General features: G+C 57.7%; 16 protein-coding genes. 7 read left to right on the top strand and 9 right to left on the bottom strand.

The features are described 5' to 3' along the window. Positions 1–2: 2 nt before the first annotated feature. The 3 genes from HMPREF3166_RS06080 to HMPREF3166_RS09960 all read right to left on the bottom strand — a co-directional run bounded on the left by HMPREF3166_RS06080 (position 3) and on the right by HMPREF3166_RS09960 (position 2,766). The gene (locus HMPREF3166_RS06080; protein WP_070488206.1) at positions 3–695 is read right to left on the bottom strand and encodes a class I SAM-dependent methyltransferase; all 693 of its coding nucleotides are present in this window, start codon (positions 693–695) and stop codon (positions 3–5) included. A gap of 146 nt (positions 696–841) precedes the next feature. After that, the gene (locus HMPREF3166_RS06075) at positions 842–2,050 is read right to left on the bottom strand and encodes an FtsX-like permease family protein (protein ID WP_070488204.1); all 1,209 of its coding nucleotides are present in this window, start codon (positions 2,048–2,050) and stop codon (positions 842–844) included. Further along, positions 2,047–2,766 carry an ABC transporter ATP-binding protein gene (locus HMPREF3166_RS09960; RefSeq protein WP_237746514.1) on the bottom strand — a complete coding sequence of 240 codons (720 nt, stop codon included), beginning with the start codon at positions 2,764–2,766 and terminating at the stop codon, positions 2,047–2,049. The genes HMPREF3166_RS06075 and HMPREF3166_RS09960 overlap by 4 nt, the downstream gene beginning before the upstream one ends. Before the next feature lie 74 nt (positions 2,767–2,840). On the opposite strand from HMPREF3166_RS09960, the gene HMPREF3166_RS06070 reads away from it, so the two are divergent. Both HMPREF3166_RS06070 and HMPREF3166_RS06065 read left to right on the top strand, forming a co-directional pair. Next, entirely contained in the window at positions 2,841–3,998 is a 1,158-nt protein-coding gene (locus tag HMPREF3166_RS06070; protein WP_070488239.1) for a sensor histidine kinase, read from the top strand. Positions 3,999–4,009: 11 nt separating this feature from the next. Next, a complete protein-coding gene (locus tag HMPREF3166_RS06065) occupies positions 4,010–4,660 on the top strand; it encodes a response regulator transcription factor (protein WP_070488237.1) in 651 nt (216 codons plus the stop codon). A 13-nt stretch (positions 4,661–4,673) separates the two neighbouring features. On the opposite strand, the gene HMPREF3166_RS06060 is transcribed toward HMPREF3166_RS06065, so the two are convergent. From HMPREF3166_RS06060 to HMPREF3166_RS06045, 4 genes are all read right to left on the bottom strand, one after another. Further along, positions 4,674–5,297, bottom strand: a complete 624-nt coding sequence (locus tag HMPREF3166_RS06060) for a hypothetical protein (RefSeq protein ID WP_070488203.1) — start codon at positions 5,295–5,297, stop codon at positions 4,674–4,676. A 71-nt stretch (positions 5,298–5,368) separates the two neighbouring features. Beyond that, the gene (locus HMPREF3166_RS06055; protein WP_070488201.1) at positions 5,369–5,935 is read right to left on the bottom strand and encodes a TetR/AcrR family transcriptional regulator; all 567 of its coding nucleotides are present in this window, start codon (positions 5,933–5,935) and stop codon (positions 5,369–5,371) included. A 54-nt stretch (positions 5,936–5,989) separates the two neighbouring features. After that, a complete protein-coding gene (locus tag HMPREF3166_RS06050; protein ID WP_070488200.1) occupies positions 5,990–6,697 on the bottom strand; it encodes an ABC transporter ATP-binding protein in 708 nt (235 codons plus the stop codon). Next, positions 6,694–7,842, bottom strand: a complete 1,149-nt coding sequence (locus tag HMPREF3166_RS06045; RefSeq protein WP_035005538.1) for an ABC transporter permease — start codon at positions 7,840–7,842, stop codon at positions 6,694–6,696. The genes HMPREF3166_RS06050 and HMPREF3166_RS06045 overlap by 4 nt, the downstream gene beginning before the upstream one ends. A 173-nt stretch (positions 7,843–8,015) precedes the next feature. Between HMPREF3166_RS06045 and HMPREF3166_RS06040 the strand changes: the two genes are divergently transcribed. Both HMPREF3166_RS06040 and HMPREF3166_RS06035 read left to right on the top strand, forming a co-directional pair. Beyond that, positions 8,016–8,255: a type II toxin-antitoxin system Phd/YefM family antitoxin gene (locus HMPREF3166_RS06040; protein ID WP_070488198.1), complete on the top strand. Its 240-nt coding sequence runs from the start codon at positions 8,016–8,018 to the stop codon at positions 8,253–8,255. Further along, the gene (locus tag HMPREF3166_RS06035; protein WP_070488196.1) at positions 8,252–8,671 is read left to right on the top strand and encodes a type II toxin-antitoxin system VapC family toxin; all 420 of its coding nucleotides are present in this window, start codon (positions 8,252–8,254) and stop codon (positions 8,669–8,671) included. The genes HMPREF3166_RS06040 and HMPREF3166_RS06035 overlap by 4 nt, the downstream gene beginning before the upstream one ends. Positions 8,672–8,681: 10 nt before the next feature. On the opposite strand, the gene HMPREF3166_RS06030 is transcribed toward HMPREF3166_RS06035, so the two are convergent. Continuing rightward, positions 8,682–9,359 carry a YoaK family protein gene (locus HMPREF3166_RS06030; protein ID WP_070488235.1) on the bottom strand — a complete coding sequence of 226 codons (678 nt, stop codon included), beginning with the start codon at positions 9,357–9,359 and terminating at the stop codon, positions 8,682–8,684. Between the two features lie 22 nt (positions 9,360–9,381). Beyond that, the gene (locus tag HMPREF3166_RS06025; RefSeq protein WP_070488194.1) at positions 9,382–10,158 is read right to left on the bottom strand and encodes a MerR family transcriptional regulator; all 777 of its coding nucleotides are present in this window, start codon (positions 10,156–10,158) and stop codon (positions 9,382–9,384) included. Between the two features lie 168 nt (positions 10,159–10,326). On the opposite strand from HMPREF3166_RS06025, the gene HMPREF3166_RS06020 reads away from it, so the two are divergent. The 3 genes from HMPREF3166_RS06020 (at position 10,327) to HMPREF3166_RS06010 (ending at position 13,568) form a co-directional block, all read left to right on the top strand. After that, entirely contained in the window at positions 10,327–11,649 is a 1,323-nt protein-coding gene (locus HMPREF3166_RS06020; protein ID WP_246816944.1) for a metallophosphoesterase family protein, read from the top strand. A gap of 92 nt (positions 11,650–11,741) precedes the next feature. Next, on the top strand, positions 11,742–12,245 hold the full coding sequence (locus HMPREF3166_RS06015; protein WP_070488192.1) for a 2'-5' RNA ligase family protein: 504 nt from the start codon (positions 11,742–11,744) through the stop codon (positions 12,243–12,245). 129 nt (positions 12,246–12,374) lie between these two features. After that, on the top strand, positions 12,375–13,568 hold the full coding sequence (locus HMPREF3166_RS06010) for an MFS transporter (RefSeq protein WP_070488190.1): 1,194 nt from the start codon (positions 12,375–12,377) through the stop codon (positions 13,566–13,568). Positions 13,569–13,605 lie beyond the last annotated feature (37 nt).

The raw sequence follows: 13,605 nt of genomic DNA, 5'->3' as shown, positions 1-13,605 counted from the left end.
CCCTATCTGAAAAGCGTTTTCTTTTGCTGTGGGGCTGGTTTGGTCCACTCGATAGTGTGCCTGAACGCTAGTCGACGGCGAACGCGCGCACCTGGCAAAACGTGATCGACCGCCGTCCGGATTGTTGCTATCGACAGGTCTGGGTTGCGTGTAGGGAGGGGAGCGGTCGATAGTGCGTAGTTTGGCCAAGGGTGGCGCATGAATCCAATCAATGGGTTCGTCAAGGCACAGACGATGTCCCATACGTGATCGGCCATCGAATCGCTGTGGGCGAGTCCTACACAAAGGAAGCGCCCTCCCTCCGCAAGGTGATCCCGCACCTGCTGTAATCCTGTGATTAAATCCATGTGATGCAGAACTGCGACCATGGTGATGAGGTCGAACCCGGGGGAAGCGTCGGCGAGTGTGGTGTCGTCGATGGTTACGTTAGAGAGGCCCGCGCAACGGTCAATTGAGGCCCGACGCATCGAACTATCCGGGTCGATTCCGTGCACGTGCTCGAAATGCTCCGCGAGCTTGGCTACGAGTACGCCGTGCCCGCAACCGACGTCGAGCGCTCGGGCACGATTGTTCGGCAGTTGGGTAAAGATCCATGGGTGGAATGCGTCGTTGTGGCTCCACGGGTGGCGTGCGTTGAAGTGATCTAGTGAGCTCCGTACGAACCGAGTTGTGCCTGTCAAGACATGTGACAACATGCCGACAGTCTACTGCGGTACGCCTGACCTTGTGTTTTCGTAATGAGTGAGACCTGTGTTGGCATCATTTGGCTTGTGGAACAGCTGCGCTATTCTCCACTCAGTGCGGTGAACTAGGGGCGCGGTGAACTGGAGCTAGGAGTTTGTCATTTCTGATTCGTTTCTAAGCTCGACGCCACCGCCAGTTTGACACTGCATAGAGTCAAGAACATCGCAGCAAAGGTGCTGCCAAACGCTGTCCACCAAATCCCGTGGAAAGAAACAAAGCCGGTGAGGTGGTCATTTATTATTCCAACGGTCAGAACCGTGAACACCAAAACCACCAGTGCAGCCGTTCCGGTAAGCGCGAAGGCTTCGCCTATTTGAATTAGAATCCACGACCTACCGGGCGCACCTGCAAGGCGAAGCCCGCGGATATCACTTTTGATTCGGGCGTGCATGATGAGCGAAGTCATAACGGCGCCGGCGATGCTGGGGGCAAAAACTGGACCAAGGACAACTACAAAAACTTGCCATGCCGACATTGAGCTTCCAGGTTCTGCGTCCTTGATTAATCGAAGCCCTGAACCCACACCGATGATGAGGCTTCCGAATAGAACCCATGGAACGATATGAGGCGAGGAGAAGTTGCGTCGGACGCGAACGTTGGCTCCTGCAATGCCGAGTACACGTGTCCACTGGTCAAGAAGAGGGAGCAGCCAGGGCAGTAGTAGCGGTATGAGGACTGACATTCCCATCGCCCAGGCGAGTACATCTTCTGTTTTCTCGATGTAGGCGCCTCCAATACTGCATCCAGCGATAGCGACCGTAGCAACCGCGCTCCGGACTGTGATCCACAAAGGGTGAGAGCCGGTCTGTGGTCGAAAAATCTGTCTTAGTGGTAGCAGCGCACCAGCTATAGCGGCTCCACCACAAACAAGTACGACCCACATCACCACAGAGGCATCAACCGATAGGTCAGGCATGGAGATACCATCACCACGAAGAGCCTCGACTGCTGGGCTCAGCGCTGGGCGAATGAGTTGTGCCCCGATTAAAGAGGCAGTAGCACTAACTACGGCAACTTGGCCGAGTATTAGGAGGTTGATCATCCACCCAGGCATGCCGACCATGCGCCAACTCTGATAAATCGGTTGGTGTTCTTCGATGGTCAAACGCATCTGACTAAACGTGACTAAAACGATGGCACAGATTGACATTCCAAGGATCGTTCCGCCAAGGGGAATTGCGTCTTTGCCATCTGCGGAGATCATCGAAATTGCCAGACTGCAGCTAGCGGAAGAAACGAGCATCGTGATTGAAATCGCCAGCCATGACAACCAATTCGACTTTAGATCTTTAAGCCAAACAATCATGAGTTTTTGCTCCCAGGAGTGGCCAGAGGTTCTTTAGCGAGATCAATTACGCGGTCCGCATATGCGGCTGCTCTTTGGGAGTGGGTAACCATTACCACTGTCGATCCTGATTGGGTTGCTGTTTTGAGATGCTTTAACACCACATCAGCAGTTTGATCGTCGAGAGCTCCCGTGGGCTCGTCAGCAAAGATGAATGGTGCGTTTGCAAGCAACGCACGAGCCACGGCTACACGTTGCTGTTGACCTCCGGAGAGTTGATTTGGAAGATAGCTTTCGAATCCTCTAAGTCCCAGTGAATTAAAGATTGTCTTGACCTGAGCCTTGGAGCAGCGGCGCCCACTAAACCTGGCGGTAAGAGTCGCATTGCGCATTGCGGTGAGGGATTCCAGCAGGTTGTAATCCTGGAAGACGAAGGCGCGCTCGGTACGGTGCGGAGCATTTACTGTGCCCGATGAAGGTTTGTCCAGGCCAGATAGAATTCTGAGTAGTGTTGTTTTGCCACTCCCAGATGGGCCCATTATGGCGACGAATTCACCAGAGTTAATGCTCAGTTCGAGACCGTCTAGCACCTTGTGCTTACCGAATCGCTTCGTAAGGTTATGCGCTTGGAGCGCTCGCGGAGAGACTGGTGAGTTAGCTGATGCAGTGGCGACATGACTTCTTGTTTCTGATTTCTGCATACTCTCATCAGAGCAATCACACAGTATGGAAGCCATGGAGCCAACTACCTACATAAAGGTAGAGCTGGCTCTACCGTTTTTCTTAAAGGCGACTACTAGTGTTGAAATCGATGAAGACATTGAAGAGTTTGGGGTGGAGTGCAGTGCTCGCGCTCCTTTTCGTACCTGGATTCGTTGTCTCGTTGTTGATGCTGCCTTGGATTCCCCTTGTTGCGCGTGGTGCAGATGCCATCTGTAGACGTGGGGCGTTGTGGATGGGCGCAAAAGTCCCGTTTCGCAAAGCGAGCCACTGGTTCGACTGGCCACAGTTCTTTCATCTGTTGATGCAGCTTGTGCTTTCTGCAGCTGCCTTCTTCGCATGGGTTTCTTTGGGCTTCTTCGCAGGAGTACTAATTGCCATCCCATTCCTACCTGTCGGCGAGCTTTCCCTGGGCGAATGGTCCACCTCAAATCCAATTCTTATTTTCGTTGTTTCTTGGGGTGTGGCCGCCATTGCTATTGGTCTTTTGATGATCTTCTCGCGGCTGCTTTCCGCGGCGTCAATAGCTGTAGTTCGGTTTGTACTGTCTCCCAGCGATAAGGAACTCGCTGCTTCTCGTGCCACTCTTATCGACGCTTTTTCTGGCGAACGCCGTCGCATCGAGCGTGAACTCCATGACGGGCCGCAACAATATTTGACAGCGCTTAAACTCAACCTCGCTACTGCAAAATTGCATTACAGGAATCAGGCTTCCTCTGAAGTTATGGAGATTGCATTAGAGGATGCAGAACACAATGCCTCCCAGGCATTACGCGCATTACGTGCGACTGTGCGAGGAATCGCCCCGCAGGTGCTCTTTGATAGGGGGCTGATTGCAGCCCTTGAAGAGCTCATTGCGCATGCAGGGGTTGACGCTGCCTTGCAGGTCGAAGGTAACTCTCAGGAATTGGACGAGACTATTGCCCTACTGGCGTATCACTGTGTCGCCGAAGCTTTGACCAATGCAACGAAACACGGCGAAGCTCAGCACGTTGACGTGAGAGTCGCCTTTTCGAATCGGCTACGAGTGTCTATTACAGATGATGGGGTGGGCTTTATTGAAACCCCTTCTAAGGATTTACGCCACTTGAACGGTACGGGTATTGCAGGTTTGCGCGAGCGTGCTGCTGCACTTGGTGGAACGGTGAAATTCCAGAACGCTAAGGATGGTGAAGGCTCGGTTGAAAGTGAATCTGGTGCGCAGTTGATTCTTGAATTGCCCCTGTCGGAATCCCTCAAATCAACCTAGTGGAGAATATTTTGAAGGTCTTGCTTGCAGAAGACTCTGCATTGCTTCGTGCCGGACTAGAACAGTTACTAATAGCGCTCGGGCATGAGGTCTTGACGGTGGTCGATGCGTCAGAGTTGCGTAATGCCACGATGGCGAGTGATGAAAACGGACAGAAGTACGATGTGATTATCACCGATGTCCGTATGCCTCCCACCATGACTGATGATGGTCTGCGCGCGGTATATGATCTGCGCAAACGGTATCCTTCTCAACCGGTTATGGTGCTTAGCCAGTATGTTGCGGCGAGCTATCTCGATCGGCTGTTGGAGCACGGTGGCTTTGGCTATCTTTTGAAGGAACGCGTCTCTGATGTGGATGAATTCGTTCACTCTCTTAATGAGGTTGTTCGGGGAGGAACCGTCGTTGATCCAGAGGTTGTATCTGCCCTGCTTTCGGCGCGACGGACTGGCTTGGCTGCGTTGACACCTCGGGAAAAGGAAGTTCTTGCTTTAATGGCTCGTGGTCTGAGCAACTCGGAGATCATGGATGAATTGGTGCTGACCGCGGGAGCAGTGAGCAAGCACGTTGCTAGTGTTTTTATGAAGCTAGGGTTCGCACCCGAGGATGCCAATCGCCGGGTAAAGGCAGTGCTTGCGTGGTTGCGGCATACGGAGCGATAAGGGCAAGCGCCAATTAGTCGAGGATCTCCGGCTTGTAGTCCGAGTTTTCGACCGTCACCGCCGTCGGGGGAGCGGATGGGTCCGTAGCGAAGGTCATGTTGTCCCGGTGCGCGATGGCGCGGATATTACGCCCGACCATAGAGTCCCAGTTCATTTCATTCGGCATACTGCTGCTGCCAACGATGGCCCATTCGGGAGTCTGGGTGCCAATGCCTGCCCCCAACTTCGCCGTCACGGGCTTCTTCGGATCGAGCTTGATCGCGTAGTAGACCACGCTATCGTCCACGATGTCCGCCACACGTGCGAAGTCCTCCGGTGGAGTCATATCGCTGAAGTGCACCTTCATCAGCTCGCCCTCTAGGGCTGTTTCATTCGGGGCGAGCTCGACCTTATCGGGCTTCGGAGTGCTGGGTGCCGTGGGGTTGGGGCGCTTTTGAGCCTTGTTATCTGTGTTATCTGCGGCCTCATCTTCTTGCCCTTCCTCCGAAGTGTCTCCTTGTCCTTCGGCGGAAGTTTCGCCGGACTCCTTCGAAGACTGAGCTGCGCTCTGCTCAGGTGGATTCTCATCATCCGAACAGGCTGCAAGCGAGAGGGCCGTCAATGCGGCAACGGAGAGTGCAACAAGGCGATTTCGCATGAGGTTAAGCGTACAACGTCGCCGGGGATTGTCCCCGCCGAACTAAGGAATTGGGGGCTCGTTGCGACGGTCTATCCCGACACGATGGCGCGCGCCATGCGGTGCAGTGTTGCCGTTGCCTGTTTGAGGTCTTCGGGGGTTTTTGCCATTTCTGACGCCCTCACCACCGCCGCATTCAGCAATCCGATGTCGATGGAGGAAACACCGGGGCAGAAGCTATCCACGATTTCCTTGAAGCCGGCGTGTGATTTCTGCACCTTTTCCTCGGCAAACGCCTCCGGGAAGTGTTGGGCGGCGGCCATCAGCGGGCCGTGGGAGCCGTGAACGAAAAGATCGAGCATCGCGTCGACGTAAGCGCAGATGCGTTTTTCGGGCTCTGGCGGAGCGGCCTTGACCTTGTCTTCCAGCTGGTCGTGCCAAGTTTCGCTGTTAAGCACCAGCAGCTGAACCATCAGATCATGCTGGGAAGAGACGTAGCGGTAGACGCTGGGGCGGGCCAGGCCAACCTCGGCCGCTACTTCTGCCAGGGAGGGAACCTTGCCGCCGCCAGCAACGATCAGCCGCTCGGCGGCTTCCAGCACCGCGCGGTGTTGGACCGCGCGGTGCTCCGCCACTGTCGTCTCCGTGATCTTCGGCATGGTTGCTTAGTTTACTCCCCGCTTTTCAGCCTGCGTACAGGCCTATTTGGATGCCTATTCGGCGGCAGCGCTCAGGCGCCCATCGACCATTTCGTAGACCTTGTCGCAGTGGTCCAAGACCTCGTGGTCGTGGGTGACCATCACGCCCGCGACGTTGAATTCGTGACATTCGCGAGCCAGCAGCTCCACGATTTCTTGTGATCGCTTGCGATCCAGAGCCGCGGTGGGCTCGTCGACCAGCAACACCTGTGGGTCGCCGACGAGAGCTCGGGCGATGCCCACACGTTGACGTTCGCCACCCGACAGATTTCCTGGGCGATGCTTAGCTCGGGGCGTCATACCAACCTTCTCCAACAGCTCCGCACCAGAGTAACGACCGTGCTTACCCATAACGCGCGCGGCGAGCTCCAATTGTTCCTCGGCAGTGAGGGCGCCCGGAAGGCTGCCGGAGGATTGGAAGACGAAGCCGATGTAGTCGCGGCGAATGCGGGCGAGCTCCTTGTCGTCGTAGTTGGTGATATCCTCGTCGCCGATTGTGACGCCACCCGCGGCCGGGTTGGTCAGCGCTCCAGCGACGGCCAACAGCGTGGACTTACCGGAACCGGAAGGGCCGACCACGGCGACGAACTCTCCGGGCTCGACGGTCAGGTTCACCTTGTCCAACGCGGTGATCTGGGAATCACCGTCGGTGTAGGTCACCGTGACGTCTTTAAGTTCCAGGGCAGGAACGTGCGGGGCGGGAAGGTGCGGGGTGGGGCTCATCGGTTTTCTCCTAGGGCTGCGAGCGGGTTAGTGCGGGTGACGCGGACGACGGCAATCAACGCGCCGATCAGGCCAGATACGAAGAGGATCGCGCTGCCGCTGAGGACGGATCCGAGTTCGGTGGCGTAGGGCATCGCCGTGGTTTCCAGGAGGCTCCCGAGGCCGACGGCAATAAGCGCACCGACGATGACGGACGCGCCCAGGATGATGACAGCCTGCCCCAGGCTGTCGCGCAGCAGGAAGCTCTTCGTGGCTCCCATCGCGCGCAGTGCGGCGATATTGCCGGTGCGCTGGATGGTCCACACTAGGAAGAAGGCGCCGGTCACCAGGGCGGCGATGACGTAGAGGAACCACTTGATCATGGAAAGGGTCATCATCTCGGCGGTGTAGCCGGGGGAGGAGTCGAAGCTTTCCTTGAGGGTACGGACGTCCAGGCCGGAGGCATCGGAGAGCGCCTCAGTGTCTGGCTTATCCTGCGTGCGGGCGGCGATGACGGAGATTTCCTTGTACGCTTCCGGGCTTACCTTTTCGCCCTTGCGCGCGCCGGCGTGGATTTCCTGCCAGACGTCGAGGGGCAGGTAGGCGGCATCGACGTGGCCGAAGGTGCGCTGGCCATCGGTGAAGCCAACGACCTTCAACGGGATTTCCAGGCGATCGATCGTGATGGTGTCGCCCTCCTTGATTCCTTCGTCTTGAAGGGTGGAGGACACGACGATTTCGTGCTTGGTCTTGGTGGGGGTGCCGCCGTTTGGGGTGGTGCTTTGTTCTGGCAGGCCCTCTGGTGCGATGAAAGAGCCGGGTTTTACACCGAGGAGGGTGAGATCGACGGCCTTGCCGTTCTGGTTGTGAGCGTTGGCGATGGTGAGGCCCAGCGGGGCGGCCTCTTTCACGCCGTCGATGTCGGCGAACTTGTCGGCCTCTGCACTGTCGATGACGGAGCGCGTGAAGGCGGAATCGGTCTGAGTGCCATCGGTGAAAGCGATGACGTCACTATCCATTGCCTTCAGGCCGGACACGCCGTCGTTAACCAATCCGGCTGTGAGGCCGGAGATGATGACGACCAGCAAGGACATGAGCGCCAACACGACGCTCATGAGAAGGAAGCGGGTGCGCGCAAAAAGCATTTCGCGCAAGGCTAGAAACATGATGAAAATTCCTGGGGTTGGGGTTGGGGAGGTGAGCGGTTGATCAGTCGCAACACAGACCTTAGCAACAATATGTTGCCAAGATGAAAACAGGGCGTTTCTAACGGTGGGGTATTGAAAGTACTGGCTGGCTGGTTAGAATGTAGGTACGTTGCTACAAAAGGAGGGTTCTCATGACTAGCGTGAGTGCGCGTGAGTTCAATCAAGATGTGAGTTACGCGAAAAGGAAGGCCAGTGAGGGGCCCGTTGTTATTACTGATCGAGGTGAGCCGGCCTTCGTATTGCTTTCCATTGATGACTACAGGAAGATCTCCGGCTCGAATGAGGGCTGGGCTTCGCGGTTGCAAATGGAAGAGGACATTGACCTCGAGGACGAAAGGATGGACTTCGAACCGCGGGTGCCCGAGCTATGAACTACCTGCTCGATACGAATGTGGTCAGCGAACTCCGGAAGCCGCCCGGGAAAGTAAATCCCAGGGTGTTTGAGTGGGTTAATGCGCAGATCTTGCACAGCCAATTTCTCTCTGTGATCACTATCTATGAGCTCAAGTTAGGTATCTCACGAAAGAATCACACCGATCCTGTGCAGGGGCAGCGGTTGCAGAAGTGGTTCACTCAGGATTTACTTCCGCTGTTCGAAGGCCGTGTTCTTCCTCTTGATGAGCGAGTGGCTATAGAGGCGGCCAATATGAATGTTCCGGATCCCCGGCCCCAGGCTGACCTATTTATTGCTGCCACCGCGCGTGTGCATGGGCTGACAATCGTGACTCGGAATCAGAAGGATTTTGAGCCGATGGGTGTGCAATATTTGAACCCCTGGGAGCTCTAGTCCACTAGCGCTAAACTGCCAGCCCACGGTTGCGCCGCCATTGGCGGTACACCAGCGCAGTCACGGTTCCCGCGTACAGCATGCCAGTCACAACCAGTACCGCGTGCAGCCCCACTTGGACATACATCCAGCCGCCCAGCAGTGCCCCGCAGGCAAGCGCCATCCATAGTGCGAAATAGCGGAGCCAATCCAAGTGTGGGCCGCCGAAGAGTGCTGCCACGAACCGCTGAGACATCTTCACCAGCGTGCCCGTCATGTACGTCAGGGAAATGCTCACCTCACCGTCGCGCTCGAACGTGGAATTCATAGCGCCCACGGTGAATGACAGGCTGTACACCGCCCACTGTTCGTGCCCGGTTAAGACCAGTACGGAGGCAATTGTTGAGGTGGTGCAGATAAACAGAAGAATCGCCTCGCGCGTGCGCGTCGGGGGCAAAAAGCGCCGCCCTAGTTGGCTGATTAGCGCTCCGATTCCCACGCCGATGAGGAACAACGCCATGACCCCGCCAGCCGTCATCGCAACGTCCCATTTCCCCGCATTGACCGCCGCAGTCAGGCGCGTGGTGTTACCCGACATAAACGACAGGAAGTACCCTCCCAGATACAAAAAGCCCAGCGTATCTACGAATCCTGCGATAGAGGATAGGTAGATAGCCAGTGCGTGTTCTCCGGTGCGGTAGCCTTTCATGGCGCAATCGTAGCAACCCCGGCTAGTCATCCCAGCTGGGATTGGTGATTCCCTCCTGCTTCGCACGGTGTTCCACTAGCGAAAGCAGGTAATCCTGTGCGCCCTGGTATGCCTCGGCAAAACGCTCGTCGTCCACGTACATCCGTGCCAGAATCAGCTGCCGCGAGGTCGTAACCTCGTACCACTGGTTAATCGTTGCGCGGTGCCGCTCCACGAGTTCTTGTGCTTCTTCGCTATCGGGGGTGACGCCACCATCTCGGGCAGCTACCAGATCCGCCACGAAGCGGTCGTGGTTGGCCTTAACCTCCTGGAAGTCGCCGTCACCCATAGAGGCCAGCTTTTCCTGAGACTGTTGGTAATCAGAGGTGTCGCCCCAACGTTGGCGAGCTTCCTCCTGGTAGGCGGGCATCTGCTCGCCGAAGTACTGCTTGATCTTGTCCATTTGTTCCATGGTGTATCCCTCCACTCGGGTTGTTGTTATCAAATCCTCGACCGCACGCAATTGGCTCTCCACCTCGTCGCGCTTGCGCGCCAAGGCTTCCCGATGGGCGCGGAGGGCACGGTCAAGGGCAGCGTCGGAAGGCGCTTCAATCAGGTCGGGAATCTCCGCCAGCTTGAAACCCATGTCCCGGTACAGCACAATGGCCGCGCCGACGCGCAGATCTTCCTCGGTATAGAGGCGGTAGTCGCCCAGTGTGCGCCACTGTGGGCTGAGTAGCCCAATGGAATCCCAATGGCGCAGGGCTTTGGGCGTCACACCCAAAAAATCTGCAGCATCACCAATCGTGTATTCGGTCATGGGCTACATCCTTTCGGTTGCCGCAACGGCAAGGTCAAGCGAAGTGGTCAAGCGGTGGAGAGGGAAGACGCGAAGTTGTTATGAATTCATCTTCAGGAAACCTTGCGCTTACCTGCGGCCGATAGCTTGTGGAAGTTCAATTCTCGCAGGAAAAGGAACTCAATTACCTTGTCTAGTAATTCATATAAAAAATCGCAGCAGCTGGAAGGCCAGAATGCGCCCAAGCAGTTCAATGTGAATCGCCGGAATTTCCTGGCGGGAACCGGAGCGTTGGGCGTCACCGCTGCATTTGCGCCAGCAGCGCAGGCACAGGCGTGGAACTCGTCGGCAGGCTCGCTGGCCGGATCCAGCTTCGGCCCGGGGCGCGGAAACGGCGGTAACGGTAACGACGGCAACGGTGGCGACAACAACGGCGGCGGTGCGGACATGCCGCTGAAGTTCAACGGCGACGGCAAGTTCAAGATCGTCCAGTTCAATGACACTCAAGACGATCACCTCACTGATCGCCGCACCATCGAGTTCATGGGCAAGGTATTGGATCAGGAGAAGCCGGACTTCGCGCTGATCAACGGTGACGTGATCTCCTCTGGCCCCAAGACCACCGAGCAGGCATTCCAGGCAGTCAACAACGTGGTGCTGCCGATGGAATCCCGCCAGATCCCATGGGCCATCACATTCGGCAACCATGACGAAGACTCCATGGAGGACGGCACTCAAGCCGACGAGATCGCGCTGCTGAACTTCGTGCGCAAGTACAAGTACAACCTCAACGTCGCGGACGACCCGATCCACGGTGAATCCAATGTTTCGCTGTTGGTTCAGGGCAACGCAAACCCGGATCCGGCTTTCGCCATCTGGCTGCTGGACTCCGGGAACTACATCGGCGAGGAACTGGCGGGGCAGGAGACCAAGGAGATCCCCGGCTACGACTACATCCACAGCGACCAAATCCAGTGGTACCGCGATACCTCCCGGGGCTATGAGGAACGCTACGGCAAGAAGATCCCGGGTCTGATGTACTTCCACATCCCGACCTACGAGCACCGCGACATGTGGTTCGGCGGCCCGTACAACAACGACCTCATCAAGCATGGCCAAGCCAAGAAGCGCCACAGCATCGAGGGAGTGAAGAACGAGGACGTCTACGTCGGGGCCTTCAACCCCGGCATCTACTCCGCCGTCCGCGAGCGCGGCGACGTCCTGGGTATCTACTGCGGCCACGACCACATCAATACCTTCAACGGCAACTACTTCGGGGTAGAGCTGGGCTACTGCCCGGGCACCGGCTTCGGCCCCTACGGGCTTAATGACGGCACCTGGTCCATGCACACCCTGCGCGGCGCCCGCGTGTTCGAGTTGGACGAATCCGACGAGCGCGTCTACAAGTCCACCCGCCTGGTTTTCGCCAAGGAGCTGGGGCTGGACATGAACCCGAAGAAGCAGCCGCTGGAAAAGCCGGCCGACCTTCCGGAGTACGTGTCCTTTAAGTAGCGCGCCGCCGGGTTCTGTGCCGCCGAGTTGTGCACCGCCGGGCAACGCGACGCACCGGGCGCACACGTGGTGGCCAGCTAGGATAGGGAGCAATGTCCGTCAATTCCCCTGAGAACATCCTGCTGAACCTGCCCGACGAGCAGGCCGCCACCGTCCGCGGCATCTTCGACGAGCTCGCCACCCGCGGGTTCCCGGCCCAGCGGCAGACTCCGCACATCACGGTCACGTTTTCCCCGAGTATGGCCCCGCACGTCGTGGAGCGCGCCCGCGAGATCCTGCCTTCCGCCGTGCCCTCGGAGCTCAGCCGCCGGGGCGTGGTCATCTTCGGCACAGGCAAGAAGCAGACCGTGGCGTGGCTGCTCGAAGCCTCGGACGAGCTGGAAAACGCCGCCCGCGAGCTCAGCGCGCTCAACCCGGACGGTCGCGGCCCGCGCTGGGTTCCGCACCTCACGGTCGGATTAAGGTTGCCGCGGGATATCGTTCCTTCTTATATTGACGCCCTGTCTCAGATCACACCGCGAGAGTTAAAATCCATCACCGCAGCTGAGGCGGCGTATTGGAGGCCAAGCGTGGGGGAGCGCGTGGTTCTTGCCTGACGAGCATAAGCGAGCTCGGGGGCGAAGGGGCGTCACAAAGAAAGAACAAAGATAAAGTGGCCCCTGTCTCACCGAGGCTGCAGATGTTTGGTAACGTGCTCCGCGGCATAAAAACATAAACACAATTAAATGAAGAAGGTGTTCCTAACGTCCGCACCAACGAAAGAGCCGGTTGTAACACCGGCTTTTGTCTTTGCATGGTTAGTAAACTTCGCCCAGTTCATGATCTTCTACGTCCTCGTGACGACCATGGCGGGCTACGCGGTCAAGGAGTTTGCGGCCAATAACGCGAGCGCGGGCCTGGCCTCCAGTGCCTTCGTTATCGGCGCGACGGGGGCTCGCGTATTCTCGGGATTCCTGGTGGACGCGGTGGGGCGGCGGCGAGTGCTATTCACCGCGCTGGTGTTGGTCATCGTGACCTGTGCCTTCTACATTCCCGCAAACTCCCTGGGGCTGCTGATCGCCGTGCGCATTATCCACGGCATCGGTTATGCCTTCGCCAGCACCGCAGTGATGGCCGTCGCCCAGTCCGTGATTCCCAATGCACGCCGCGCGGAGGGAACCGGCTACTTCGCTCTGGGTACCACGCTGGCCACCGCGATCGGCCCGGCGCTGGGGCTATGGCTGGTGGGCTCCGTCGGCTACACCACCATGTTCCAGGTCGTGGTGGGCATGTCCATCGTGGCCTTCCTGCTGTCCTTGCTGGTGCGTTCCCCAGAGCCCAAGGGCGCGGATGCGCACCACCACCGTCCCACCTTTAGCCTCTCGGCTATCGTGCACCCGAAGGTTGCCCCCATCGGCTTCTTTATGCTGCTGGTCGGTATTTGCTACGCCGGTGTGATCACCTACCTGAACAGCTACTCCGAGGACAACGACCTGGTCACCGGCGCCAAATACTTCTTCCTAGCCTATGCACTGGTGACCCTCGTGATGCGCTTCGTTCTGGGCAAGATCCAGGACCAGAAGGGCGACAACATTGTGATCTACCTGGGCTTGGTTACCTTCGCCATCGCCCTGGTTGTGCTCGCGTTCTCTACTCAGGACTGGATGGTGGTTCTGGCCGGTGCGCTGACGGGCTTGGGCTATGGTTCGCTGATGCCGGCCGCGCAGGCGATTTCCGTTAAGGCGGTCGAGCCACACCAGATGGGCGCGGGCATCTCCACGCTCTTCCTGCTGTTGGACGTGGGCGTGGGCTTCGGCCCGATCCTGCTGGGGATGATCGTTTCTGCCACCAGCTACCAGGCGATGTACACACTGCTTGCCGGGCTGGTCGCGGTCAGCGCTGCCGTGTACTTCCTTGTTCACGGCCGGAAGGTTAGCTAGAGTTCGCTAGAGTTCAACCTCCCCTTCCCGCGCCCTG

This window comes from Corynebacterium sp. HMSC08A12 (genome assembly GCF_001807485.1).
Lineage (GTDB): Bacteria > Actinomycetota > Actinomycetes > Mycobacteriales > Mycobacteriaceae > Corynebacterium > Corynebacterium evansiae.
The sequence above is the reverse complement of the archived record's forward strand: the minus strand, read 5'-3'. Positions and strand labels throughout refer to the sequence as shown.

Bases quoted from the DNA above. Each gene is read 5' to 3' on its own strand.
- HMPREF3166_RS06080 (WP_070488206.1), bottom strand. From the start codon at position 695: ATGTTGTCACATGTCTTGACAGGCACAACTCGGTTCGTACGGAGCTCA.
- HMPREF3166_RS06070 (WP_070488239.1), top strand. From the start codon at position 2,841: ATGAAGACATTGAAGAGTTTGGGGTGGAGTGCAGTGCTCGCGCTCCTT.
- HMPREF3166_RS06045 (WP_035005538.1), bottom strand. From the start codon at position 7,842: ATGTTTCTAGCCTTGCGCGAAATGCTTTTTGCGCGCACCCGCTTCCTT.
- HMPREF3166_RS06040 (WP_070488198.1), top strand. From the start codon at position 8,016: ATGACTAGCGTGAGTGCGCGTGAGTTCAATCAAGATGTGAGTTACGCG.
- HMPREF3166_RS06010 (WP_070488190.1), top strand. From the start codon at position 12,375: ATGAAGAAGGTGTTCCTAACGTCCGCACCAACGAAAGAGCCGGTTGTA.
- HMPREF3166_RS06035 (WP_070488196.1), top strand. From the start codon at position 8,252: ATGAACTACCTGCTCGATACGAATGTGGTCAGCGAACTCCGGAAGCCG.
- HMPREF3166_RS06055 (WP_070488201.1), bottom strand. From the start codon at position 5,935: ATGCCGAAGATCACGGAGACGACAGTGGCGGAGCACCGCGCGGTCCAA.
- HMPREF3166_RS06030 (WP_070488235.1), bottom strand. From the start codon at position 9,359: ATGAAAGGCTACCGCACCGGAGAACACGCACTGGCTATCTACCTATCC.
- HMPREF3166_RS06025 (WP_070488194.1), bottom strand. From the start codon at position 10,158: ATGACCGAATACACGATTGGTGATGCTGCAGATTTTTTGGGTGTGACG.
- HMPREF3166_RS06050 (WP_070488200.1), bottom strand. From the start codon at position 6,697: ATGAGCCCCACCCCGCACCTTCCCGCCCCGCACGTTCCTGCCCTGGAA.
- HMPREF3166_RS06075 (WP_070488204.1), bottom strand. From the start codon at position 2,050: ATGATTGTTTGGCTTAAAGATCTAAAGTCGAATTGGTTGTCATGGCTG.
- HMPREF3166_RS06015 (WP_070488192.1), top strand. From the start codon at position 11,742: ATGTCCGTCAATTCCCCTGAGAACATCCTGCTGAACCTGCCCGACGAG.
- HMPREF3166_RS09960 (WP_237746514.1), bottom strand. From the start codon at position 2,766: ATGGCTTCCATACTGTGTGATTGCTCTGATGAGAGTATGCAGAAATCA.
- HMPREF3166_RS06060 (WP_070488203.1), bottom strand. From the start codon at position 5,297: ATGCGAAATCGCCTTGTTGCACTCTCCGTTGCCGCATTGACGGCCCTC.